This is a genomic window from Shinella lacus (assembly GCF_010994755.1).
GTDB lineage: Bacteria > Pseudomonadota > Alphaproteobacteria > Rhizobiales > Rhizobiaceae > Shinella > Shinella lacus.
On record NZ_WHSB02000001.1, the window covers coordinates 482,340 to 506,785 of the forward strand.

General features: G+C 64.8%; 18 protein-coding genes. 5 read left to right on the forward strand and 13 right to left on the reverse strand.

All coding sequences use genetic code 11. From position 1 onward, the window contains the following. Nucleotides 1-2: 2 nt before the first annotated feature. From GB927_RS02245 to GB927_RS02255, 3 genes are all read right to left on the reverse strand, one after another. Nucleotides 3-2,723 carry a response regulator gene (locus tag GB927_RS02245; RefSeq protein WP_256114913.1) on the reverse strand — a complete coding sequence of 907 codons (2,721 nt, stop codon included), beginning with the start codon at nt 2,721-2,723 and terminating at the stop codon, nt 3-5. Beyond that, nucleotides 2,720-3,475: a Tll0287-like domain-containing protein gene (locus GB927_RS02250; RefSeq protein WP_256114914.1), complete on the reverse strand. Its 756-nt coding sequence runs from the start codon at nt 3,473-3,475 to the stop codon at nt 2,720-2,722. Before GB927_RS02250 ends, GB927_RS02245 begins: the two co-directional genes overlap by 4 nt. Before the next feature lie 70 nt (nt 3,476-3,545). Further along, entirely contained in the window at nt 3,546-4,412 is an 867-nt protein-coding gene (locus GB927_RS02255) for a PP2C family protein-serine/threonine phosphatase (protein ID WP_256114915.1), read from the reverse strand. Between the two features lie 269 nt (nt 4,413-4,681). Between GB927_RS02255 and GB927_RS02260 the strand changes: the two genes are divergently transcribed. The 5 genes from GB927_RS02260 to GB927_RS02280 are packed head-to-tail and all read left to right on the forward strand — an operon-like array spanning nt 4,682 to nt 9,651. Beyond that, nucleotides 4,682-5,200, forward strand: coding sequence for a ubiquinone biosynthesis methyltransferase UbiE (locus GB927_RS02260; RefSeq protein ID WP_256114916.1), 519 nt, complete (start codon nt 4,682-4,684; stop codon nt 5,198-5,200). Continuing rightward, nucleotides 5,197-6,375: a methyltransferase domain-containing protein gene (locus tag GB927_RS02265; RefSeq protein WP_256114917.1), complete on the forward strand. Its 1,179-nt coding sequence runs from the start codon at nt 5,197-5,199 to the stop codon at nt 6,373-6,375. The genes GB927_RS02260 and GB927_RS02265 overlap by 4 nt, the downstream gene beginning before the upstream one ends. Further along, on the forward strand, nt 6,372-8,729 hold the full coding sequence (locus tag GB927_RS02270) for a SpoIIE family protein phosphatase (protein ID WP_256114918.1): 2,358 nt from the start codon (nt 6,372-6,374) through the stop codon (nt 8,727-8,729). The genes GB927_RS02265 and GB927_RS02270 overlap by 4 nt, the downstream gene beginning before the upstream one ends. Before the next feature lie 4 nt (nt 8,730-8,733). Next, entirely contained in the window at nt 8,734-9,282 is a 549-nt protein-coding gene (locus tag GB927_RS02275) for a slr1658 superfamily regulator (protein ID WP_256114919.1), read from the forward strand. Between the two features lie 30 nt (nt 9,283-9,312). After that, the gene (locus GB927_RS02280) at nt 9,313-9,651 is read left to right on the forward strand and encodes a slr1659 superfamily regulator (protein ID WP_256114921.1); all 339 of its coding nucleotides are present in this window, start codon (nt 9,313-9,315) and stop codon (nt 9,649-9,651) included. On the opposite strand, the gene GB927_RS02285 is transcribed toward GB927_RS02280, so the two are convergent. The 10 genes from GB927_RS02285 to GB927_RS02330 all read right to left on the reverse strand — a co-directional run bounded on the left by GB927_RS02285 (nt 9,632) and on the right by GB927_RS02330 (nt 24,393). Next, entirely contained in the window at nt 9,632-10,390 is a 759-nt protein-coding gene (locus GB927_RS02285; RefSeq protein WP_256114922.1) for a protein kinase domain-containing protein, read from the reverse strand. The genes GB927_RS02280 and GB927_RS02285 overlap by 20 nt on opposite strands. Before the next feature lie 4 nt (nt 10,391-10,394). Beyond that, nucleotides 10,395-11,933 carry a class I SAM-dependent methyltransferase gene (locus tag GB927_RS02290; protein ID WP_256114923.1) on the reverse strand — a complete coding sequence of 513 codons (1,539 nt, stop codon included), beginning with the start codon at nt 11,931-11,933 and terminating at the stop codon, nt 10,395-10,397. 12 nt (nt 11,934-11,945) lie between these two features. Beyond that, nucleotides 11,946-13,037: a type VI secretion system baseplate subunit TssG gene (gene tssG, locus GB927_RS02295; RefSeq protein WP_256114924.1), complete on the reverse strand. Its 1,092-nt coding sequence runs from the start codon at nt 13,035-13,037 to the stop codon at nt 11,946-11,948. Then, entirely contained in the window at nt 13,001-14,836 is a 1,836-nt protein-coding gene (gene tssF / locus GB927_RS02300) for a type VI secretion system baseplate subunit TssF (protein ID WP_256114925.1), read from the reverse strand. Before tssF ends, tssG begins: the two co-directional genes overlap by 37 nt. A gap of 111 nt (nt 14,837-14,947) precedes the next feature. Then, the gene (gene tssM / locus GB927_RS02305) at nt 14,948-18,463 is read right to left on the reverse strand and encodes a type VI secretion system membrane subunit TssM (protein ID WP_256114926.1); all 3,516 of its coding nucleotides are present in this window, start codon (nt 18,461-18,463) and stop codon (nt 14,948-14,950) included. Beyond that, nucleotides 18,460-20,238 (reverse strand): type VI secretion protein IcmF/TssM N-terminal domain-containing protein, encoded by a 1,779-nt coding sequence (locus GB927_RS02310; protein ID WP_256114927.1) that lies wholly within the window; start codon nt 20,236-20,238, stop codon nt 18,460-18,462. Before GB927_RS02310 ends, tssM begins: the two co-directional genes overlap by 4 nt. Continuing rightward, entirely contained in the window at nt 20,235-21,680 is a 1,446-nt protein-coding gene (gene icmH / locus GB927_RS02315) for a type IVB secretion system protein IcmH/DotU (protein WP_256114928.1), read from the reverse strand. Before icmH ends, GB927_RS02310 begins: the two co-directional genes overlap by 4 nt. 10 nt (nt 21,681-21,690) lie before the next feature. After that, on the reverse strand, nt 21,691-23,022 hold the full coding sequence (gene tssK, locus GB927_RS02320; RefSeq protein WP_256114929.1) for a type VI secretion system baseplate subunit TssK: 1,332 nt from the start codon (nt 23,020-23,022) through the stop codon (nt 21,691-21,693). Between the two features lie 76 nt (nt 23,023-23,098). Next, on the reverse strand, nt 23,099-23,656 hold the full coding sequence (gene tssJ, locus GB927_RS02325; RefSeq protein WP_256114930.1) for a type VI secretion system lipoprotein TssJ: 558 nt from the start codon (nt 23,654-23,656) through the stop codon (nt 23,099-23,101). Then, nucleotides 23,653-24,393, reverse strand: a complete 741-nt coding sequence (locus GB927_RS02330) for an FHA domain-containing protein (protein ID WP_256114931.1) — start codon at nt 24,391-24,393, stop codon at nt 23,653-23,655. Before GB927_RS02330 ends, tssJ begins: the two co-directional genes overlap by 4 nt. Between the last annotated feature and the right edge of the window lie 53 nt (nt 24,394-24,446).

Sequence of the window (24,446 nt, forward strand, 5' to 3'; positions counted from 1 at the left end):
CTTTATGGATTCCCGGTCCCTTTCGGCGCACCCGAGATGATGACGTCGCGAAGCGCCTGCGTGAGTTCGATATGCGCGCCCTTGCCCTTGCCGATGATCTGCGTCGTGCGGGCGCTGAGCAGATCCCGTTCCGCATTGGAGAGATGTTTCGCGGTAACGACGAGGACCGGCACGGCGTTCCATTCCTCCCGGTCGCGCAGAGCCGCGAGGAACTCGAAGCCGTTCATTTCCGGCATCTGCAGGTCGAGCAGGATGGCGATCGGCGGTTCGTTGGCGGCAAGCCAGGCCATGCCCTGGCGGCCGTTCTCCGTCAGCGCGACGGCGCGCCCGAGCCGCTCGACGGTGCGCTGGATGAGAAGCCGCGTCGCCTGGTCGTCCTCGACGACGAGCACCGTGCCGCCCTGGCTGCCGCCGGTGATGCGGGCGATGAAATCGCTGAGTTCGCCGCGATCGACCGGCTTGGTGAGCATGGCGGCGGCGCCGAGCGTGAAGCCGAGCGCCTTCTCGTTGCTGATGCTGACGATGACGACGGGGATGGCGGCAAGCTCCGGATCGGATTTCAGCGCGACGAGCACCGACCAGCCGTCCATCTGCGGCATCAGGATATCGAGCGTGATGGCGGCCGGACGGTGCTTGCGCGCCATTTCCAGTGCCTGTTCGCCGGCACCGGCATAGAGCACGCGGTAGCCCTCGCGCTTCAGGTGCGAGCCAATGATGTTCAGCGATGCCTCGTCGTCATCGACGACAAGCACGGCGGGGCGTTCGCTCTGCTCCAGCCTCGATATCGACGGATCGTCGCCCTCGGTCGTCTCCGCACCTGCCGCCGCCTCTTCCGGATCGGGCAGGACGAAGATGAAGCGGGACCCCTCGCCCGGCCGGCTTTCGACCGTCAGGTCGCCGCCAAGCATCTGCGCGAAGCTGCGGCTGATCGCGAGGCCCAGCCCGGTGCCGCCGAATTTGCGGGACGTCGAGCTGTCGGCCTGCGAAAATGCCTGGAAGAGCCGGCCAAGCTGTTCCTCGTTCATGCCGATGCCGGTATCCGTGACGGTCATCACCAGCAGGCGGTCGCCGCCCTCGCCCTGCCGCGAGACAGCGAGCGAGACCGTACCCTTTTCGGTGAACTTGCAGGCATTGCTCAAAAGATTGAGCAGCGCCTGCTTGACCTTGGTGACGTCGGTCTCGATCGTGCCGATATCGTCGGGGCAATGGACCACGAATTCGTTGTCGTTCTTGGCCGCGAGCGGGCGGATCAGCGAGGCCACGTCACTCATCAGCGCGCCGATGTCGAAGCGCTCGCGGTAGACCTCCATGCGACCCGCCTCGATCTTCGACAGGTCGAGGATGCCGTTGATGAGGCCGAGTAGGTGGTTGCCGGCGCTCTCGATTTTCTTGAGGTCAGGCAGCGATTCGGTCTGGCCGGTGTCCTCGGCATCCTCCTGGAGGATCTGCGCATAGCCGATGATGGCATTGAGCGGCGTGCGCAGCTCGTGGCTCATATTGGCGAGGAATTCCGATTTCACCTGCGTCGCCCGCTGCGCCTCGTCGCGCGCGAGTTCCAGCTCGTGCTGGCGCTGGCGCAGCTCGGTAATGTCGACATAGACAACGGTGAAGCCACCCTCATGGGTGCGCCGTTCGCTGACCTGCATCCAGCGGCCATCCTTGAAGGGGGTGACACGGGTGGCGCTGTGATCGTGCAGGGAGAGCCGCGAGGCGAGCCAGTCATCGAAGGGCCGGTCGAGCTCGACGATGTGGCGTCCGGCCGCCTCGATGACGTCGCGGAAGGTCGACGTGCCGGCGATCATCTCGTTGTGGACGGGGTGCATGTCGCGAAACCGCTGGTTCATGATCAGCAGGCGCTCGTCGGGACCGTAGAGCGTGAACCCTTCGGCGATGCTCTCTATGGCATCAACAAGGGTTTTCCGCTGGTGTTCGGCCTCCCGGGTCAGGCGGTCGCGCTCGCCCTGGTTCTCCTTCAGCAGTTGCAGGGCCTCGCTGACCTTGCCGAGTTCATCGCCGCCGGCCGGAGGCACCACGACCTGGGCGTCACCGGCGGTCAGCCCCCGCACGGCCGTGACGATCTCGCCGAGCGGCTTCAGGATCGAGCCGAGGATGACGACGGTCAGCGCGGTGCCGATGATGGCGGCGATGGCCGAGAGCAGCGAGGCGACATTGGAGGCCCGCTCGAACTGCCGCAGGATATTGGCGCGCGCGGTGCCGGACTGGCGGGCAAGATCGGCCTGGAGCGCGGCGAGGTTTTCCTCGACGCTGATGCCATAGCGCCGCGCCTCGGCGAAGCGGGTGTTGCCGATCACCCGCTGGTCGTCCGTATAGGCCTCGACCGCCTGGTTGGCGAGCGCATCGAACCGATCGACCCCCTCACGTATAGCCGCCGCCTCGGTCGGCCGGTGCTCGGCCAGCCTGTCGAGCCGTTCGCGAAGGCGGGTGCGGGCTTCCTCGGCGCGGGTTTCGGCCAGCGTGAGGAGGCTGACGGCAAGGTCTGTCTGCCAGTAGCGCAGGCTGTTGAAGGCTTCGCGCACATCATCGGACAGCGTGCTGATCTGGGCGATGCGATTCGCCTCGTCGCCCGATTCCAGCGCGCGAAACAGTTCGCCGCGGGTGAACAGGCTGCTGCCGAGCATTGCGAGAAGCAGCACCGCCGCGAGGATGATCAGCCGCAGCCGGATCGACAGGCGCCGCGGCGAGAAAATGGAGGCGCTGCTCATTGCGGAATGAGCCCGATGCTGATCACGCCGCCGAGATCGCCCTCATGCGCGCCTTCTTTCGGGTAGCCGGTGATGTCGAGTTCGCCGGCCGGGTCGCCGTGACAGGTGAGACAGGATGGCACGTAATATTCGGGCACCATGATGCGTGCCCTCTCCTGGCCGTCCGCCGAAACCAGCGCCGAATAGATCTGCCCCTTCGGCCAGTCGGCGGCTTCCAGATAATCGCGGATCGCGGCCGCCTCGAAGGCGTCCGGGCGTGCCTTGCGGTTGCGGATCAACACGGGCGGCGCGGTGAACTTCATGCTTGCCTCCTCGCCGACGCGGGCCTGAAAGGCCTCGGTGACCAGGCGTGTGAAGGTGGCGGGGATGAAGCCCTTGAAGCCCTCTCCCTCGGCGTTGATCGTCGCCTGGTTGGCGTCCATCACCTCGACAACGGCATCCATCTGCGCCCGGATGAGCCGCCCCTCATAGGAGGTCGGATCGATGGTGTTCGGGTCGCGGCCGGTGGCCTGCGTGTAATTGGCGATGGCCTTTTCCAAGACGGCCGCACCCGACAAGCCCTTGTCGCCGAGCGCCGGATCGTTGATCCGCTCCTGGTTGACGGAAATCACCGAGCGCGCCGATTGCAGCATGGTCGCGAGGCTGCGCGCGATCGCAAGGTCGGCCGGCGCCGCCTCAGTAGCGGCGGCGCTCCCGGACAGCATCTGGAGAACCAAGAGCGCGGCCAGGCCGCATTTCATGAACGAGACCATGACCACACCTCCTCCAGCATGCTGCAAAGATAGCGGAATTAAGCTCCCCGGCAACCGGCAATTGATTCGATCAGAAACGGATTTCGAGCAGCGAGAAGTCGTCCGGCAGCGGGCCTTCCGCGTTGAACGAACGCACCCAGGCGAGAACGCCCTTGGGACCGCATCCTTCCTTCTCCGCGTGCTCGGCCAGCGCCTCGACGCTCAGCATCTCGTCGCCGGGACCATTCACCTCAAATGTTCCATCACTTATAACGAGCAACCGGTCACCCGGGAAAACACGCGTGACTTCGCTGTCGTAGTCCATTTCCGAAAGCGCGCCGATCGCGACGCCGCCGACGGTGATGAGCAGTTCGCGCGACGGCGTGCCTTCCGGCCGGTTCTCACCGCGCAGCAGGATCGACGGCGGATGGCCGCCTGTCGCATAGCGCAACTCGCCGGTGCTCGCCTTGTAGACGCCGTACCAGATGGTGAAAAACATGTTGTTCTGCTTTTCCATCGGGAACGTATCGTTGAGCGCCTTCAGGACCGTGGAGGGATCGCGGAAATCCGCATTCGACAGAGCTGACGCCCTCAACACATTGATAACAGTGACGGAAAGCAGAGCGGCGCCGACACCGTGGCCGCAGACATCCAAGAGGTAGATGGCGAAATGGTCGTGGTCGATCTGATGGTAGCCGAAGGAATCGCCGCCGAGTTCGGTGGAGGGCACCAGTAGCCAGTCTGTCGCGGGGGCGGCAATGCGCTTGTCGGGCAAGATGGAGAAGACGTAGCGGCCGGCATCGTTCAGTTCCTCGTCGAGTCGCGCCTGCGTTCGCTCCAGCAGCAGATTCTGTTCAGCGAGCTGGTCTTCCACGGCCTCGCCATGTTCGATCATCGCCTCGTAGAGAAGCTTCAGGTCGTCATATTCCTCCTGGAGCTGCGCGAAATCGAGGCGCACCCGGGCAAGTTCCGCGGCGTCATCGCCCGCGGGGGTTGCTGAAGAAGCAACGGTTGAGTTTGACAAATCCTTCATGATTGTATGGAAAGCTTTCTTCTTGAGTTCGGAGGGGACGGCGCAACCCGCGATATCATATCGCTAACGTCGATCTCCGCTGGCTGCCATGCGCATCGCCCGCACTTCGGACATTACATAGTTTAGGTTTTTCCTGAAAGATATGTAAGCGCGCGGCCGTGATGCCCCCTTACGAAATCATGAGGCAGGGGCGAATGGATCTGGGTGCAGGGCAGACGGAGGCAGGCGAATTCACGCTGCTTCTGGAATTCGATATGGATATGGCTGGTTTCACCTCAAACTGGTCATATTGCGACCGGCTGTCGACCTATTTCGCGCGCATGATCAGTCACAACCGTAGTGATTCGCTGCTTTACTCCAATCTTTTCTCCTCGGCGCTCAACGAGCTTCTGGAAACCGTGTACCGTCTCCATGCACCGACCGGCAGCTTCGTTTGCTCCGTTTCGCGCAATGGCGCGAAAGACCGGATCGCCCTCACCATCCCGGTCGATACGGAAACAGAAGGTTTTTATCGGGATGCGGTCGTCGTCCTCAACGGTGGCGACGTTTCGCCGCGCTACCACAACGCGCTGTTTTCCGACGGGCCATTGCAGCCGAATATCGGCCTGCTCGAACTCGCAGTCGACTACGCCGCCTGCTTCTCCATTGAACCAGCCGACGGAAACGCCATCCGTCTCATCGCCGAACTCACGCTCGAGGCCAGTGCACCATGATCGCCGAAAAGCTTGTCCAGACCTACAAGGTTTCCTTCGACCAGAACAACCAGGAGCTCGCACTTGCAGGCTCGATGCGGCCGCAGCGCGCCGCCGAGATGGCCGATTGCGTCAAGCTTCTGGAAACGTCGCTCGCCTCGATCAGGGGAACGTTCTACGTAAACGTGAAACGCCTCGTGCGCCTCAACAACGTGGCATTCCATTCGCTTGCGGGTGCCTTGCTGAAAGCGGCGGAAGAACGGCCGGACATCAAGATCACCATCATCACGTCGAGCGTGATCGGCTGGTCAACGAAGAAATTCGGTACACTCACGGCGAAGAACCCGAAAATCGTCGTCGAGGAATATGACAGCGAGTTCTATCCCGGCCAGGCTTTCCTCGAAGAAGGCGGCTTCGTGCCGGTGCTACGCACCCAGACGAAGCTCACCTGGAAGCACGAACGCGCCATCTTGCCGCGTCATGGGCTGGAGCCCGGCATGACCATGGCCGACATCTGCTGCGGCATCGGCGACTTCGCGGTGCTGGTCGCCAAGGAGTTTTCGCCGTCGCGCATCGTGGCACTCGACCATTCCAAGTCGAGCCTCGCCTATGCCCGCCAGGTCGCCAGTGAATTCGACATCGGCGGCATCGAGTATATCTACGGCGACGCCGCCGAGATGCTGCTGGAAGACGGCCAGTTCGATTTCGTTTCTTGCCGCCACGCACTGCAGATCTTCAACAAGCCGGAAATGATCGTCAACGAGCTCGTGCGCATCTGCAAGCCGGGCGGCCGTGTCTACGTCACCAACGAAAAAATCTCCCAGTGCCTCGGCGAACCGCGCGGTCCCTCCATCGAGTGGACCTACGAACAACTCTCGAAACTCTTCGCGGATTTCGACATGGACCTCGAATTCGGTCCGAAGAGCTACCAGGCCCTGCAACGTGCAGGTCTTGAGGACCTTCGCATCGAAAGCTTCATGGTGACCAACCGCGACGGGGACGCACAAGCCTTCGCTGACATGATCATGGCCTGGGAAGAAATGTTCGCAGGCGGCATGTCGGAAAAACGCGGTGATGACGCCGCCTTCGTCGAAAAATTCCGCCGCGGCTTCGAAGATCACATTGCTGCTGCCCTTCATCCCGGCGGTTATGCCGGCTGGCCGGTCTGGGTGGCATCGGGACGCAAGCCGCGATGAGCGAGATTGCAGGGACACCACCCTCGCGTTGGGGATTTTCACTGACGTCGTTCCGCGCGAAATTCGTGCTGGTCGTCGGCGGCGCCGTGCTGGTGGACCTGTTGGTTGCCGGCGGCATCGCGCTATGGAACGTCAATCGCCTCTCCACCAATGCGATGGACGAGGTCGGTCGCGGTCTCGAAAAGGCGAACATCGAATATCTGCAGAACTATCTCGAGACGACGGTCGAGCGCACCGACCTCCTGCTCGACCGTTACCATGCGGAAGTGACCGGCCTTGCCGGGTCGATGCAGACGTTCATCGACAATCCTGCGCTGTCCGACAAGCTTGGCCAGCAGCTTCAAACCGATGGTGTGACCACCCCGCTTACCTATAACCAGGCGGGCAATTGGTGGCAGAACCAGGCAGGCGAGGCTTCGGCTGTCACCGTCTGGGGTTATCTGCTCGACGAAAACAAGCAGCCGACCCCGGAGGCGATGAAAACCGTGCGCGAAAGCGCCATTTTCAACCTCGTCGGCCCAAGCTTCCTTTCGGCCGGTCCGCCGAAATTGCAGATGTACTATATCGGCCCCCGCGCAAACCCGATCCTGCGCTCGACGCCCTACAACGACCAGGGCTCGGTCTTCGACAAGGTCTATCCGGGCCACAATGAGACGAATTGGTGGGACTTCTACTTCCCCGGCCTCTACGAGACGTGGCAGTCGTGGCTCGCCACACCGACGGAGCGCCCCGTCGACAGCCAGATCACCATGCTGTCGCCCTATCTCGACGGCATCACGGGCAAGATCATCGTCAGCTTCTTCCAGCCGTTGGCGACACCCGACCGCAAGGACCTGAACGGCATCGTCGGCGTCGACCTGACGCTCGACCAGCTCGCCGATATCGTCAAGAGCGTCAAGATCGCAGAGACGGGCTTCGCGTTCCTCACCATGTCGAACGGCAACGTGCTTGCCGTCACCGAACAGGGCGAGAAGACGCTCGGCGTCAAGATAAACAATGAAAGCGGCTTCGACCGGCGGCTGGCGCACAGCAATCAGGCCGCCATCGCTTCGCTCGCCATGCCGTCAACAACCGAGACCGTGCTCACCAATGTGACGCTGAAGGAGAACGGTGAGGACGTGCCTTATGTCGTGTTGCTCAAGCAACTCGAGGCGGAGAACCTCTATACCGGCAAGGTCCCCGTCACCCGCGAAGTCATGTCGCTCGGCTTCATGGTTCCGGAACACGAGATCTATGCCTCGCTGATTGCAGCCAAGCAGGGCATTTCCGACGAGACGCGCCAGGTCGTAACTTGGCAGATCGGCACCGTCATCCTTTCACTGCTGGTCGTTCTCAGCGCCGTCTTCGCGATTTCCGGCCGAATCACCGCCGGCCTTCGGGCACTGGTCGAGGCGGCTCAGCGCTTGCAGAACAAGGATTACTCCGTCCGTGTGGCCATTCCCGCGCGCGACGAGGTGGCCGCGGTCGGCATCGCCTTCAACCGCATGGCGGAAGAGATCAGCTACCACACGGAAAATCTTGAAAACCTGGTGGCTGTGCGCACGAAAGCGCTCGAAACCGCCAATGGCGAAATCAACGCGCTGAATGCCAAGCTGAAGAGCGAGAACCTGCGGCTTGGCGCCGAGCTCGACGTCGCGCGGCAGATCCAGATGATGGTGCTGCCGCGGCGCGACGAGCTCGACGAGATCAAGGGCATCGACGTTTCCGGTTACATGGAGCCAGCCGACGAAGTGGGCGGCGACTATTTCGACGTGCTGCACGACGATCGGCGCATGAAGGTCGGTATCGGCGACGTGACGGGCCACGGGCTCGAAAGCGGCGTGTTGATGCTGATGGTGCAATCCGTGGCGCGCGCGCTCCAGGAACAGGGCGACGAGAACCCGCGCGAATTCCTGGAAGTCCTCAATCGCGCCGTCTTCAAGAACATCCAGCGCACCAAGACCGACAAACATCTTTCGCTCGCCTTCCTCGACTACGCAGATCGCAAGATGACCCTGTCGGGCCAGCACGAGGAAGTGCTCGTGCTGCGCGACAATGACGAGGTCGAGCGCATCGATACCGTCGACCTCGGCTTCCCGATCGGCCTTGAAAGCGACATCGGCCCGTTCATCTCCACGCATGAATTCCCGTTCGATACCGGCGATGTCATCGTGTTGCATACGGACGGTGTTACCGAGGCGGAAAGCCCCGGGGGCGAACTCTTCGGGTTCGACCGGCTGTGCGAGAGCGCCAAGAAACGCCGCAGGGAAACCGCCGACGAGATCAAGGATGGCATCATCGCCGATCTCATGGCGCATATCGGCACGCAGAAAATCCACGACGACATCACGCTCGTCGTCATGAAACACAGGTAAGGTCATGGAAGCCACATTCGGACAGGTGGAATTCACCAATGGCGCCGGCGCGCTGAAGAACCGCATCCGTCTTGCCGACGGTCCGCTCGACCTCACCTGGCAGCATTGCGGCGTTACCTCGGAGTTCCTGGGCGACTTCTTCGCCCTGCAACGGGTGGAGAAGGGCGGCGACTATAACGAAGCGCGTCACTCGATCGGCTACCTGACGAACGAGCTTTTGGAAAACGCGCTGAAATTCCGCCATGGTAACGGCATCACGCTGGAAGCCTCGCTTGACGGCGCCTCCTTTGAGATCCGTATCAGCAACGTGATCACCCAGGAGACGGCCGGAAAATTCCAGGCGCTGCTCGCCGAACTGACGACGCGCGATCCGGGCGAGCTTCTCATCGAACGCATCGAAGAAAATGCGGAGAACATGAATTCGAGCGGCTCGGGCCTTGGCCTGCTCACCTTAATGAGCGACTATGGCGCGCGTCTCGGCTGGCGTTTTCAACCGGCGACTGAGCCGGATACAATGCGCCTCGAAACCTACGCCGCCCTCGAGATCGTTTGAGCAGATATTACCGGGAGTTGATTGTAAAAAATGGAAATCAAGACAAACGAATATAGGGTCTGGAGCGAGGGTTCGGCGATCCATTACGAAGGCACGATGCGCCTTTCCGGTACGGAAGCCTATGCGCCCATCCTCGACCTCATGAAACAGGTGCTGGACGAGAAGCCGGAGAGCATCACGCTCGATTTGTCCGGGCTCGAATTTCTGAACTCCTCCGGCATCAACCTGCTCGCGAAATTCACCATCGACGTGCGCAAGCAGCCGGGCACCGGCCTGATGGTCAAGGGCAGCACGCAGATTCCGTGGCAGTCGAAATCCCTGCCGAACCTCAAGAAGCTGCATCCCGCCGTCAACCTGGTAATCGCCTGACCGCCAGCAGCCGCACGAAATCTGCGGCGGACGGACGTTTCGCCGCTTCCCCCAACCCGGTCCGCAGCAGACGCAGCAGGTCGGGCTCGTCGTGTTCCAAGGCATCCGGAACCGCGAATGCCGACTGTTCTCCGGCGATCCGCCGGCACACCACAGCTTCCGCATCGCCGGAATAGGGTTTCTGCCCCGTCAGCAGGAACAGGCCGAGGGCTGCGAGCGACCATAGGTCCGCTTCCGGCCCGACGGCTCCGCCGGTAAGCTGCTCGGGCGCCATCCAGGCCGGCGTGCCGGAAAGCTCTTCACGCTGGAGATCGTCGCCGGGCGTTCCGGCAATGCCGAAATCGATAAGCACCGGCGTCTCGCCGCGAAATAGCACATGCGCAGGCTTCACATCGCGATGCACCACGCCTCGAGCGTGGATGTAGGCAAGCGCATCGGCTAGGCGAGAAAGCAATGCCGCGACCACGGAAGGCACGACCGGCGGCTCAGGCAGCGCGTCTTCCAGCGCTTCGAAGGCGATCCAGTTTTCGCCCTCGCCAAGAAGTCGCGGCAGCGCGGGATGCGGCAGGAGATGCGTGAACCGGCGCTCCCGCTCGAACCGGCGCAAGGCCCCGGTGTCCTGCACCTCCACCACCCGCTTGACGACGACGGGCGTGCCCTCCCCGATCCGCGATCGGTAGACCAGGACGGGGCCACGCCCGCGCAGCACCTCCCAAACCGGCGGCACGCCGTCGCCCATGGCGCTAGATCGCGCCGACCCGCCGCCACATCGGCAGGGCCACGGCAATGATCATTTCGACATTCTCCCGGATGACGCGCAGCGCCTGCGCATCGTCCTCGATCGGCACGCCGCCGTTGCGCAGACGGTCGCCGCGCTCCTGCAACTGGGCGTGAATGGCAGTTGTCACCGCGTCGGCCTCCGGCTCGGCGCCATCGACCAGCACCTCGTAGGCCAGCATTTCGAACAGGCGCACTGTGATACCGGAGCCAAGACCGGCGGCGGCCAGCGCGCAGACGGCACGCGCCTCGTCGGCGCAGATACGCAGGTGGGCGCGGTTGTAACGCCGTACCGAGGCCACCCCCTCCTCCGTCACAGCATTCGGCAGTGCCATCGCCTGGCGCGAGCCGATCAGCATACCCAGTACCTCGCGCTCAGTAGCGCTCGAACCGTCCGCCTCCGGCAGGCTCCTGAGTTCACCGATCGTCATCGGGCGTGCGACAAGGGCATCCAGGGCTGGGCGGTAGAAACTCTCATTGAGAGCCGCCTCACCGACAGGCACCTTCACTGCCAGCTTGATCTCAGACGGTGGCACGACGAGGCAGAGCCCGCGGGCCGCAAGCCGCTGCTCCAACCGCCGTGGCGCGATCGGTCGAGCACCGCGCATGTAAATGTCGCGGCGGAAGCTGCGGACAAGGAAAAAATCCCTGGCGGTTTCGGCATAGACCTCAGGAAAACCCTCGACGAGACTGCGCTGTTCGGCGGTCATGGAAAGGTCTGGATAGTTCTCGAAGAGATTGGCGGTCGCAGCGAAGGAAAGTTTCGCCTCCGCCAGATCCCGCGCAACGTCGATCTGGTAGCAGGGCGCCCAATGCGCGTTCAAATATTCGTGGCTGAGGTAAGCGGTGCCATCCGCCCGCTCCGTATCCAGTCGGTCGAGCATGTCGATCGAGATCATGTCGGCGCCGGCGGCGGAAAAGGCGCGCGCCATGTCGAGCCCGCGCAGCACGCGTCGGTCGCTGCGATCATTGTCGAGCGACGCGGTGAGGCTGACCAGCCGCTGCATCGGCATCGACGACGTCCAGCGTGGCAGGGCATTATAAGTGACATAGAGCAGCCCGCCGGGCTTCAGATAACGCGCGGCAAAGCGAACGATATGGCCACGGTTTTCCGTGCTGACCCAACTCCAGACGCCGTGCAGCGCGATATAGTCGAACATCGGCAGGCCAGCGTAACCGCCATCGGCGAGGTCTTCGAAGGACGCTTCTTCCAGGCGGATGTTGCCTACCCCGCCGGCGTCAGCAAGCGCGCGGCCTCTTGCGATATGGGCCGGGTTGAAATCAAAGCCCCAGACGCTGCTTTGCGGATTGGCCGCGGCGATCGTCAGCGCCGTCTCGCCGACCCCGCAACCCAGCTCGCAATAGGCGAAGGGCGCGCCCTCCTCGACCGGCGGCTCGATGCCGCGCAACAGGCAGGCCACATCCATATGTGCTGGCGTCTGCTCGACATAAAATCCGGGCAGATATTCGATGTCGGAAACGTAGCCGTTGGTCCAGTCGTTCATGAAAAATCCTAACTAGCGCAAATGTGGCGGCGGGCGGAATTGGATGGAAGCGGGTTTTTGGCGCGGGCGGGCGGGCTGGAGCCAGGTGTTCCAGCCGAGACGGCTTGCCTTCGGCTCTTCGCGATGCCCGCCGAGTTGCAACGCCGGAACTTGGTCGGGCTTTAGTTCCAAGCGGATGTTGAACATCTTGTCGGCGCCGAGTGCGCCCGCAGCAAGGTCCGTGAGCAGGCGCGCGCGTTTTCCATCCGGCAGCAGCGAACGGAAGGCGGGATAATCCAGCGCCTCCAGGCAGATCGTCACGGCGGACTGGATGTCGAAGGTCTTCGTGCCGATCACCGCGTCGTCGCCCAGACGCGCGAAGGCGCCCTTCGGCTGGGCGCGGTCAGGCAGGCGCGTGCGGTCGGAAGACGCGATCGGATACCATTCCCCGGAAAACTGCTCGACGCGCAGCCTGTGGCCGAGCGCGCCGGAGAGCGCCCGCTCGATCGCCGTGGCGGAGCGGCCCTGCCGGGCAAGCAGGCCACCGAAGAAGACGAAGGCGTGATCGCCGATATGCGTCCGGTTCGCTGTCGCCGGAAGCCCAAGCCCGACGAGGGATTTCAACGCATGGTCGATGGTGGCGGCGGTGCCAAGCTGGGCCGCCCGCTCACGCTCGATGGCGGGACGGTATTTTGCCCAGGCGTTGTAAAGCAACCCGGAAAGCCGGTTGTTGAAGACGTCGAAGAATTCGCGCAGCGCAAAATTGCGCTCGCGCACGCTTACCTGCACGAGTTCGCTCAGCGCATGCGGAAGCACTCCCGAAGGGCCTGTGAGACCGACCAGCGTCTGCGTCATCTCGACCGGCCCGCCACCACGTGGCCTGCGCACGGAGAGAACCTCGGCAGAGGCGAAACCGAGTGGCACCGACGAGCGGATTTTTAGCGCCGCGCGCTCTGGATCCACGCCCTGCCCGACGGGATCGACCGGCTGATGCGAAACGTCACGCCCCTTCTCGGCGCCGAGCGCCTCCAGCAGGCGAACCATCTGGAAGAGCTCGAAAGCCTGCGGTGCCTCAAAGACACTCGCAACTAGAGAAGAATTCGATCGCCTGCCCGTGCCGGCCATGTCTTCAGCTTTCCGCTTCGCCCCCTCACCAGGGCGGTGAGCCGTGAGAATGAATTGACGCTCGCATAGAGACCCAGGAAGCGCTCGATGATGCTGGCCATCAGGAAGACGCCGTTGCCGGAGAAATTGCTCTCCTCGAAGGTCATCGTCACATCGACCCCCCGGCAGAAAGCGCTTTGGCCAAAACTCCTGACACGCGCCGTACCGCTTTGCGATGACAGCGCCGTGATGCCGTCGATCAGGGCGCGGGTTTCGGCGGAATTGCGGAAATCGTAGAGCAGCAGGATTTCCTTCAACGCCTCTACGCCGCCATCCGAGACGAGCGAGAGATGGTTGAGCGCCAGATGCGAGATCAGCCGCCAGCGCCCGCCCTGGCCATAATGCGGCCGGATCGTCGGGGTCGGCACGGTGAGGAGACGCATGGTCTTCACCATCGGCACCGGCTCGACCATGCGCAGTAGCGGCTGGCCGCCGCCGAAGGGCAGACGCTCTGGCCGGTTGCGGTTGAGGCAGAGCGTCTCCACCGAAAGCACGTCGTCGGCAATGGCCTTCGGGTTGAAATCCGGATCGGAGAGCGAGAGGAACACCTCGCTGCCGGGGTTCTCTTCCTCGGCCTGCCGGCGATGGGAAAGCCACCAGGCGGCCGACCGTTCCTCGCCGCGCAGCGCCTCGCCATCGGCGCCGTGGCGGATTCCGTAGAACGGCAGCAGCGCCCGCGCGTCGCCTTCGGCGGTTACGGTGGAGACGCCTTCGATGCTGTAGACTTCCAGCGCATGCAGCCGGCGGCTATCGGGCACGACGCGGTATTCGGTGACGGTCCGGTCGAGCTTGATCGGCTCGGCCGCCTGCGGAAACAGGTTGACGATCGGCGTGCAGCCGAGCGCGAAGGCGGCAGCCGTGAGCGAACGTTCGAGACTCGGCACGGAACGGTTGAGATAGATGAAGACGTCGAGCGTGCGGCCCTTGCCGGCAAGGCGGGCCGCGTCCGGGAAAGCGAGATCGACGAACAGGAACTTTTCCGGGAAGGCGAAATATTCGGTGAGCAGCCGGTAGGCCGGGTGCGAGGCCTGCGGATAGGGCAACATGCTCTCGTCCTGGCCGAAACCGCCGGGCGACAGCGCCGAAGCATCGAGCATCGCCGGATTGCGGTCGTTTGCGCCTTCGGCGAAGGCGACAGCCACCGCGTCGTTCAACAGAAGCTCGTAGAGGGGATAGACCAACTGCGGCTGGCCGCGCAGGAAGAAGCGCAGGCGACCGGGATTATAGCTCGAAAAATCGAGGCCCTCGCCGGCCATTTCCAGCGTGAGGCGCAAGCAACCCGCCGCATTGTGCGCCTGCGGCGTCTCCGGCGCGGTGATGGGACGGCCGGTCAGCGTCGCGGAACGAACGACGACCGGGTGCAACGTGACGTCGAAACAGGTGGAGAAGCGGCAGCGCTCGCCGTCGACGGGCTCGGTATCGAGCAAAGTGCCCACGGGTACGTGATGTGGCTCCTGAAGCTCGACCTTCGGGTCGAGCTGGAGGATGGACATGGAGGGGATCGGGCGGTCGAAATGCGGATAGAGGATGCCGAGCATGGCATTGGTCAGCTCGGGAAAATCGTCGTCCATCTTCTGCCGCACGCGGGCGGTGAGATAGGCGAAGGCCTCGATCAGGCGGCCGACATGCGGGTCTTCGATCGCATCCTCGGACAGCCGCAACCGGCCGGCAATGCGCGGGTTTTCCGCGGCAAAGGCGGCGGCGGCCCTGCGGATGCTGAGAAGTTCGCGGTTATAGTGGACGAGCAGATCATCCGACATGGGCTGGCCGAACCCCTCTCCAACGCCTTGTCGATTCGTAACGGCATCCCGGCGGTTGCGCGGACATTGGCGTACTCCTTCTCACCCTGTCAAGGAACCGTCGGGACCTCGTCATAGGGTGGGGCACTTGAAATCGGACAACGTATCGCGCGCGAACGGATTGCGGGTCGCGGGTGCCGTCAGCCGCATGAGAACGGCCCGGTTGCCGACCCGGAACTGGTAGGTCACCACGTCGGTCGGGTTCTTGTCGACTTTGCGGCCCTGGTCGAAAAGCCGGAAGAGCGCCCAGGCGCCCTGCTCCGTCAGGATATTGCGCTGGCCGGCGACCTCGGGCGTCATCGACATGGAGGCGCCCGCCACCAGGTTTTCCGGCGGCCAGAGATATTGCGTGCCCGCCGGCGGGCCGTGGCTGTAACTGGCCACCTTGCCGCCAATATCGAGCAGGAAGGCCCGCGCGGTCGCATCGAGCTTGCCGACCTCGACGGTGAAATCGACATTCGGTTTCTCCTGCCCGGCGAAGAAGACCGTCTCGATATCATCCGCCTTCTCGAAGGCCGCGAGCACGGCATCGGGGAAACCGAGACCGAATTGCTGGCCGGCCTTCCAGCGCCAAGGCTTCGTCGTCCGGTCTATATAGGGTTTCAGGTAGTCGTTGCGGAACCCGGCAATGGCACCCTGCGGCCCGAAGAGCCGCGAAAAATCGTCGAGCGAGGCATCGTTGATACTCTCGGTGTCGAAGGGATAGCGGCCGATCGTCGTCGCGGTGCAGAGCGGCAGCACCGTCGAGGTCCAGATTTCCGCCAGCCGCTCGCGCGAGCTTCCCCCCGTCACCGCGCCGACCTGGCTGAGAATGCGGGCGAAGAACGGCTGCACGCTCGGCGGAAGCTTGCCGTTGCGGTCGGTCAGCTGGCTGAGCAGCGTCTGCGGCTCGGTGCCGAGTTCCAGCACATCGCCGCCGGCTGCCACATGGTTGAGCTGCCGGTAGAGGGGTTCCAGCGCCGCCAGCATGTCGTCGACAGGCGTCTGCTGGCCTTCCGCCTTGGCAACGACCGCCTCGCGAAAGACCTTGAAATGATCGGTCACCGACTGCGGCACGTTGACGACGCGGCGGGGCGCGCGGACGGTCTTCGTCACCTGCGTCAACTGCTCGGCGACCATAGCTTCGATCGCACCCGCTGCGCTCGACGTGAGGTCCGTCAGGTCCACCTCGGCCGCGATGGCGACGAAGAGTTCCTTGGCGGGTGAAGGGTTGCCGGCGACGATCGCCACGGCATCGGCGAGGCGCCGCGGATCGGTCTCGCCGGCAATGCCGAGATCGGCGAGCAGGCTGTCCCAGCGGCTCATGTAGTTGACGCGGTAGAGATCGGCCAGGCCGTCGCGGATGCGGCCGGCCTCGCGTTCGCGGTCCAGCGCCGTGTCCGGCTTGCCCATCACCCAGAGGTCGGCGGCGAGCGCCAGTGCCGCGTCCCCCGAGGCGCGCATCATCACGCCGAAACCGTTCTTGGTGTAGATGCCCTCGATGCCATCGAAGAAGCTCGCGCCGCTCACCCGCGCCAGTGCCTCAGGACCGGCGAGCCCCATATGGTCGACTGGCCGCCACATCGCCATCCCCTTCACCGCCGGGTAGGTCTCGGCCATGTCGTAGGCGAGCCGTGCGAGGCTATAGTCAGTGATCCGCGCACGCGCGTTTTCGATGAGCGCGCCGTCCGCGGAGGGTGTCGGGATGGCGACCGAGGCAAGCTCGGAGAAGTGGTCGGCGATGCGCTGGTCTACCGCATCGCTGCGATCGTAGAGCATCCAGTTCGCCGCGAAATCGGGGCCGAGCAGCGCTGCCGTCTCGCGGCCGGGCGGGCGTTCGCCGGTCAGCATCAGGTAGAATTTCAGCTGCGTGAAGCGCAGGGCGGCGGGCGTCTGCTGGTTCGCCAGGCCCTGGCGCAGATATTGCCAGACGAAGGGGAGGAACAGGTTGGCGAGCGCCTTGTCATAGGCCTTGCGCGCCTCGCCCTGCACCGAGGACGGGCTGTAGAGGCCGAAGGTCGCGCCGCGTGGCTCCTCCTTGGCAAGTGTCGCCAGCCGGTCAAGCACCGCAAGCACCGGCTCGAAACGTGTCGAGAGGCTGCCGGCCGGCACCGCCTCGGCGATGCGCCCGCGCGCCGCCGTCGTCTGGTCGGTGACACTGGCCACATAGGCGCGCCCGTCGCTGAAGCCGAGCCACCAGAAGGCGAGCACGGTGAAGGCGGCGATGCAGAGCAACGTGTTGATCGCCAGGTCCTTGAAGCGGGCGGCCACAAGGGCCGGCCGCGTCAGGCCGCCGAGATCGGCCTCCGGCAGGATGACCTTGCGCAGCAGCCCGAAGAGAAAGAACGGCCGGACGCGGCGCGCGCCCGGATCCGGCGCAAGCGCCAGCGTGGCGGGGCTACGACCGAACAGCGGCGCGAGCGAGCCCGCCAGCGCATCGACATTGTCGCCGGTCTGGCGGCAGGAAACGAAGAAGACGCCGCGCATGTTCGTCGCCGCGCCAAAACGGTGCAGCGTGGCGAGCTGCTGCACGAAGGGTTGGATGCGCTCGCGCAGCAGGGCGAATTGTGCGGGGAACTCGAAGGTGCGGCGACGGCGCAGCTCGTCCGGCTCCTCCTGCAGGCAGACGAACTGGCGTTGCGCGATGCGTTCGACGAGGCCGGCAAAACCCCGGTCGAGCGCTTCGGCGGGGCCGCGTGCATCGCCGCCAAGATCCGGCGCGATCGGGATGCCGAAGGCGGCCGCACGCTCCTCCGTCGTCAGGTCCTCAAAAATCTCCTCGAAGCCGACGACCCGGTCGAGCTTGGTGACGACGATATAGACCGGCGCATTGGCACGCAGGTGCTGGACGGCCTCGTCGAGCCGCTGGCGGATAGCCGTGGCATAGGCGACGGCCTGTTCCGGCAGCATGGCCAGCAGTTCATCGACGCTGACCGTCACGACGATGCCGTTGACCGGCTGGCGCGAGCGCAGGTGGCGGATGTGCTGCAGCGCCTGCTGCCAGAGCTGGCGCGCCTCGGGCGCCTCGCTGCCGGTAAGCCGGCCGGAAAACTCCACCAGCACGGCCTGGTCGCTGATGTGGAAACGGGCGGAGGGGGCCTCCACCGCGCCGTCGCTTTCGAAGGGCAGTGTCAGGCCGCTGGCGCGCACCAGCGAGGTCTTGCCGGCACCGTCCGCGCCGAGCAGCATGTACCAGGGCAGCGCATACCGCGCGCTGACGAAGAGATCGCCATGGCCGCGCCGAAGCAGGCTCATTGCCCGGGCTGCGGCATCGCGGAAGGCGGAAATCTCGGCGTCGACCGCCGCCCGGTTGCGGTCCGTCCGGTCCGCCGCCTCTTCTTCCTGCTTGCGCAAAGCCGCGATCAGCGCAGCCTCCTCGCTGCTGCGCTTGGTGCGCATCAGGAAGCCGAGGCCGCCCCAGGCGAGCGCCAGAAGCAGGAGCAGCGTGAGGCGGGCGGCGGCGGATCCGAGCGGGCGCACCTCGCCGAAGCCGATCAGCGGGCCGATAAACCAGATGAGAAGCGCCAGAAGCACGACAACGATGGTCAGGATGACGCTGGGGCGGCGCAGCGTGCGCCCGAATTTCCGCAATCTCGCCCGCACGCTCACGTCAGGCTTTCCCGATAGGCGATGCGTCTGCGCGCCGCGTCGACATAGGCCCGGTCGATGGTAAACCCGCCAGCCTCGTCGATCGCCTCCAGAGCGCGGACGACGAATTCGCCATCCCGATCCCCGGCGATCGTCGGCGCGCGCTTTTCGAGCCAGGTCTTGAGCTGCGGCGATGCCGGATTGTCGGCAAGGGCGACCAGGTCCTTGAGGGCAGCTGTGTCGTTGTTGTCGTCGACGAGGTCGGCCTGAAGCCAGGCAGTGACTTCCGGCAGCAGTGCATTGGCCCGCACGGCACGTTTCGCGTCCGCAATGCCGTCGCTGAGCATCGCCCGCTTGTCGAGCCAGAAGGCGTAGGTGGGAACCGGGCGCTGCCCGTCCAGCATCACGCCGACGGCATCGAGCCGTTGCAGGGCGGAAAGCAGCACCGGCACATCGGCCCGGCGCAGCGGCCCTTTCAGCGGTGCCGCGTCGCCGATCGCCTCCTGCACCTGACGGCGCAGGCGGATCTCGTTGTCGAAGGTCGAGAACAGCACGTAGCCGCCGGCAGCGCAGGCAATGACGGTCGCGGCGATCGGCAGCCAGTAGAGGGTCGACCGCGAGGCGCCTTGCCGGTCCTTCAGCACCAGGCCGGCCTCCGGCAGGATCGCCTTCTTCACGGCACCGCTGATGAAATAGCCATGGTTCAGCTCGTCATCGACGCCGAGATCGGGCGGCATCATGCCGCTGCGCGGCATGGCGAAGCGGCGCGACAGTTCCGGTAGCAGGGCGTCGATCGACAGCATTTCCTGCCGCGCGCTCGTCATGAAGATGCCGCGCAGCAGCACGCCGCGCCAGGTGCCGTTGCCCAGCGGCGTCATCGCGTCGATGAGCGGCATGACGATGCGCTGGATCGCGGCGATCTGCGCGGAAAAACCGTGGATGTGGCTGCTGCGGATCGGCTCGGATTCCTTCGACAGCAGTTCGATATGGCGCTTGCGCATGGTCTCGACCATGTCGCCGAAACCCGCGTCGATCTCCGCATGCAGCGCATCGACGGTCTTCGGCTCCCTGGCGTCGTGCGGCAGGGCGAAACCCCAGGGCTGCGCCCGGTCGGCCGGCTCGATGCGCTCGAAAATCTCCTGGAAGCCGGGCACGAGATCGGTGCGCGACAGGAGCACATAGGCGGGCAGCGTCTGGTCCAGCATCTCGTCGGCCTGGCGGAACCAAGCGGCGATCGTCTCGGCGGTCATGCGCTGTTCGAGCTGGTCGGCCAGCACGAGATCGGCCGGGCTGACGACGAGCATGATGCCGTTGACGGGAAGTTTCGGCCGCACGGCGCGGAGCAGCCGGAAGAGTTCGCCGGCATCGTCCGACACCTGCGCCTCGACGAAGACGGCATCCGGCCCGACCCACCAGTTGGCGGGGCCGATGGTCTTCGGCATGCCGAGGCGCATTTCCGCACTTTCGAGCAGGCAGGTCTTGCCGCTGCCGGCCGGGCCGACGATCAGGAAGAACGGCACCGAATAGCGCCCGCGCCGGCCCTTCAGGCCCCGATCGGCGAGGAAGGCGCCGACCTGGCGGCGCAGATCGCGCAATGCCGGCGTTTCAGGCGTCGAGCGCCGGAAAAACAGGCGCGAAAAGACGACCGGCAACAGTGCCCAGACAACCACCGGCAGAAGCGACAACAAAAGCCCGAGATCGGGATCGGCGACAAGAGGCTGCTTCGCCAGGAACCAGCTCGCGGCCGCAGCGGCCGCAAGTCCGAGAAGCCAGAGAATGAGCAGCCACGGCCTCATGGGGTCTTTTCCGCGGGGATCTGGAATTCGACGCGGCGGTTGCGCGCCCGGTTTTCACGACTGTTGTTGGCGATCAGCGGATCGTTCGCGCCGCGGCCCTCGAAGCTCACCCGCGCGGGGTCGTCGACATGGCGTTGCAGCATCTGCGCGGCGGAGCGGGCACGGGCAAGCGAGATCGCCATATTGTCGCCGAGCGGGCTTCCCGCCCCGACGGGCGTATTGTCCGTATGACCGACAACGGCGATCTTCCCGCTTTCAGCGTTCAGCGCATCGCCGATGCGGGTGATCAGCGGCTCCTCGCCGAGTGACAGGTCGGTGCCGCCGGAGGGGAAGGAGGCCTTCAGCATGCGGATGACCACCAGCTCGCCGACGCTTGCGACCTCGACGCGACCATCGGCGATTTCGGGCGCCAGCGCTTCGGAGAGCCGCTCGACCTGCGTCTTGCGCACCGGCGGCACGGGGTCGGGAATGGTCGGGATGCCGGCCTGCTCCACCAGAAGCGGGATGGCCGGGACCAGTGCGGCGATCTCGGAGGCGGTCTGCTCCATGCTGGAGCGCAGGCTGATCGAGGAAAACGCCCAGACGACGGCGAGAAGCGCCAGCAGCACCAGTGCCGCCAGCCACGGGGCCGCCATGCTGCGCGGCGCGCGGTGCGGTGCGGCCGCACTCTGCCAGACCTGCGAAAGGTTGCGCTCGTAGGGGCCGCGCACCCGGCGGATGACGCGGTAGAGGTCCTGGCGCAGCCGGGCGAACTGCCCCTGCCCGCCGTCCATCACGCGATATTTGCCGCTGAAGCCGATCGACAGGCAGATCGCCATCAGTTCGAGCACGTCGATATTCTGTTCCGGCTGCTGGAGAAGCTGCTGGAGCAGGTCATAGAAACGCTCGCCGCCCCAGGTCTCGTTATAGAGGATGGAAACCAGGCTCTGGCTCGCCCAGCCGGTCGTCGCACCCCAGCGGGTGTTGAGGATGATGTCGTCAATGACGGCGCAAAGCGCGTAGCGCGACACGCGCACCAGCCGGTCCGGCGTATCGCGCGCCATCGCCGCCGTCTCGAAATTGCGGATCTCTTCGAGCACCCGGCGGCGGAATTCGGCGATGTCGTCGGGTGCCGCGCTCTCGTTGAGCCGGCCGGCAAGCCAGAGCAGCGGCGAAGCCGCGCCCACCAACGGGTTGACCGCCGCAAGCTCGAAGGCCTTTTCGATTGCCGGATCGCCGCGATGGCGCGCGCGCTCGACCGGCAAGGCATCCAGGCCGAAATCGAGGTCGTCCTTCTCGCTGGCCGCAGGACGGCCGCCGAAAAACCCGCCATCGCCGCCGCCGAAGCCGCCGCGCGGCAGGCTGTCCTGCCCGAAGGTCGTCGACTGGCGCGACGGCTGCCCGCCCAGCGGCCTGCGGATCGTATCGTCGGCACTCGGAAAATCGGCAAATGGATCGTTCACGCCCGCCTCCTCAGTCCTTCACGGCCCAAAGGTCGAGCTCAAGCGCCGGGAAGTCGCCTGCGACATGGATGGCGAGGCCGTTGCCGGCCGCGACCTGCTTCCAGATCGGGCTGGAACGGTCGAGTTCGAAATAGGCCTTGCCCGTATGATAGGGGATCTGGCGCGGCGCCACCGGGAGCGCGCGCAACATGATGCCCGGAAGGGCGGCATTGACCAGTTCGGTGATCTGCTCGGCCGCGCCGATCTTGAACTGCCCGACGAGCCGGCGCACCAGCGCTTCCGCCGGCATATCGGCCTTGGCGGCGAGGATGAAGGAATATTTCGAATAGATCGAGCGGTCGGAAACATCGGCGACGCGGATGCCGTAGCGATGCTCGACGAGCGGGATGGTGATGGCGCTGCGTTCCAGCACCGCGCTCAGCGCCTGACGCACGGCGGCTGCCACCGGGGCGAAGGACAGTTGCAGACGCTCGTGATCGTAGACCGGGAAGGGACGCGGCCGGTGGCCGACGGCCGTAAAGGTGGCAAGCTCGCCGGCAAGCCCGATCATCGACGTGAAGAGCCGTTCGGGATGGACGAAGGTGGCCGACGCCATGTGGGTGAAGAGCGGCTGCCAGCGGTTGATCGTCTGGAGCATCATCATGTCGGTGATTTCGGCGGCCGTGCCGACATTGGTGCCGGCGAGCCGCGCGGCAATCGCTTCGCCACGGTGGTTGAGCAGGCCGACGATCTCGGTGAGCAGGCCGGACAGGATCGGCGAGACGGCGCAATCCATCGCCGGCGGCACATAGCTTTCGTCGAGCACCACCGAATTGTCGCTGCGCACCTCGACGATGCGCGCGAGCCCGATGCCGACGAGACCGCTGCGGTCGCTGGTATCGAGCGCATAGCGCAGGCGAAGCTTGCCGACATTGATGGGGGCTGCCGACACGTCGCCGCTATTGGCATCCGACACGTCGATCTCGGCGAGCGTATAGCGGGTCGTCAGTTCGGCCTCCGCGTCGGCTGCCTCGCGCCCGCCCGGTTCCGTCAGCGGCAGGGTGAGGTAGAGCACGGCGTTGCGGACGTTCTCGCCAAGCATCAGCGGCGCGAGGCGCACGCTGTCGTCGGGCAGCGAAAACGGCGTGCCATCGGCAAAGACGCCGGCCGCCCGCTCAACGGCGAACTGGCCGATCGACAGCAGCTCGCGGTTCAGGCGCAGCTCCGTCAGGCCCCAGCCATGCGGCACGAGCGCTTTCGTCCGGCCCCTCAGCTGGCGCTCGAAATGGCGAGCCTCCTGCTGGAAATGCTGGGCACGGATAAACATCCCCTCCGACCAGATCACCTTGTCATCGAACGACATGCATACCCTTCCCTCTGCCGGCGGCGCAGGTCCATCCCCGCGTCGCGACCGACCTTGCCCCTCTCTGCGAACCGTCTCAGTCCTGTGGCCCCATCTCCACGGACAGCGTCTTCAGGTCCACCTTGAGCTTAAATTTCTTGTCGCCCGGAAGCCCGACCATGGCGCGCCACTTTGCCTCTTCGAAATTGCGGAACCCGACGACCACCGCGATGATCGTCGTGCCCTCGATCATATTGGCCTTTATCCGCTGCACCTCCGCCGGCGCCAGATAGAGTTCCGTCTTGCCCAGCATGGTCGGCCCGAGCGTCTCCGCATCCGCCTCCCAGAGCTGGCGAAAACTGGCATTGGCGAAGGCCGTCTCGGCGTTCAACTGGTAGAGCCGCATGACGACGGGTTGCGGCAGGCCGTCCGGCCCCGGATTGACCAGCGGCGAAGCGACCGCGATGACGTCGATGCTGGCTTCCGCCGGCGCCGGCTTGATCTCGATCTCCTTCGGCGGCGGCTTCTTCGGAATGAGGCCACAGCCCGGCAGCGCGAACGCAAACAGGCACAGGCACAACAGGACGAAGAGGCGCGAGACAACCGCGCGCATCCCGATCGACCACCGCCCCGCCGGAGAGTGCTCGATCGTCAACCTGACTTCTCCTTGCGAAGAAGTTCAACCAAACGCCCCTCGAACCTACGCTTTTCCTCTACGGACAAAACCAACATCGCCGTTTCAACAGCCTTAGCAAACACCGCCGCATCCAGCCCGAGGGCCTCCGCAGCGAAATTCGTCCCAGTATCGGCTATCGAGGCTACCGCCTCGCCCGCCGCATTGGTACGCGCAATCGAGGCATTCCCCATGCCCCCGGAGATATCCACAGGTTTCGGCTCGCCATGCCGGCCGTCAGCCGTGGGTATCCACCAGTCCTGTAGGACCGCAACCTTGTCCCGGGCATTCTCTGCCGCCGTATCCGGCAGGATCGCCGCCTTCACGGCCTCCGCGGCCTGCTCGTCGAAGCCGAACGGCCCCTCCGCGAAGGGATCGTCCGCGACGGGCAGCGGCGCGACGCCCGGCGCCGCCGTCTCGATTGCGACCGCGATGATCGCATCGCCGAGCGTCAGCACATCCTTGTCAACGAGCGTGCGGGAGGCTTCACGCCCCAAGGGCACGCCGTTGACCAGCACGCCATTGGTGGACATGTCGGTGAGCAGGAAGCCGCCGGCCTGCCGCTCGATCCGGCAATGCCGCTTGGAAACGACACGCTCGGGATCCGCCAGCACCCAGTCGGCATCCTCCGACCGGCCGATGACGAGGGCTCCCGTCTCGACGGTTCTTTCCCGCAGGCCGGTCGCCAGGCGCTCCGGGCCTTTGAGTACGAGTCGCAATTGCATAGCCTACCCCCGACGGCGACCCGTTTTCCCGCCTCGCAGGGAATCAC

Excerpts from the sequence above, each read along its gene's own strand:
- GB927_RS02245 (WP_256114913.1), bottom strand. The coding sequence starts at position 2,723 with ATGAGCAGCGCCTCCATTTTCTCGCCGCGGCGCCTGTCGATCCGGCTG.
- GB927_RS02250 (WP_256114914.1), bottom strand. The coding sequence starts at position 3,475 with ATGGTCTCGTTCATGAAATGCGGCCTGGCCGCGCTCTTGGTTCTCCAG.
- GB927_RS02260 (WP_256114916.1), top strand. The coding sequence starts at position 4,682 with ATGGATCTGGGTGCAGGGCAGACGGAGGCAGGCGAATTCACGCTGCTT.
- GB927_RS02265 (WP_256114917.1), top strand. The coding sequence starts at position 5,197 with ATGATCGCCGAAAAGCTTGTCCAGACCTACAAGGTTTCCTTCGACCAG.
- GB927_RS02270 (WP_256114918.1), top strand. The coding sequence starts at position 6,372 with ATGAGCGAGATTGCAGGGACACCACCCTCGCGTTGGGGATTTTCACTG.
- GB927_RS02275 (WP_256114919.1), top strand. The coding sequence starts at position 8,734 with ATGGAAGCCACATTCGGACAGGTGGAATTCACCAATGGCGCCGGCGCG.
- GB927_RS02280 (WP_256114921.1), top strand. The coding sequence starts at position 9,313 with ATGGAAATCAAGACAAACGAATATAGGGTCTGGAGCGAGGGTTCGGCG.
- GB927_RS02285 (WP_256114922.1), bottom strand. The coding sequence starts at position 10,390 with ATGGGCGACGGCGTGCCGCCGGTTTGGGAGGTGCTGCGCGGGCGTGGC.
- GB927_RS02290 (WP_256114923.1), bottom strand. The coding sequence starts at position 11,933 with ATGAACGACTGGACCAACGGCTACGTTTCCGACATCGAATATCTGCCC.
- tssG (WP_256114924.1), bottom strand. The coding sequence starts at position 13,037 with ATGGCCGGCACGGGCAGGCGATCGAATTCTTCTCTAGTTGCGAGTGTC.
- tssF (WP_256114925.1), bottom strand. The coding sequence starts at position 14,836 with ATGTCGGATGATCTGCTCGTCCACTATAACCGCGAACTTCTCAGCATC.
- GB927_RS02310 (WP_256114927.1), bottom strand. The coding sequence starts at position 20,238 with ATGAGGCCGTGGCTGCTCATTCTCTGGCTTCTCGGACTTGCGGCCGCT.
- tssK (WP_256114929.1), bottom strand. The coding sequence starts at position 23,022 with ATGTCGTTCGATGACAAGGTGATCTGGTCGGAGGGGATGTTTATCCGT.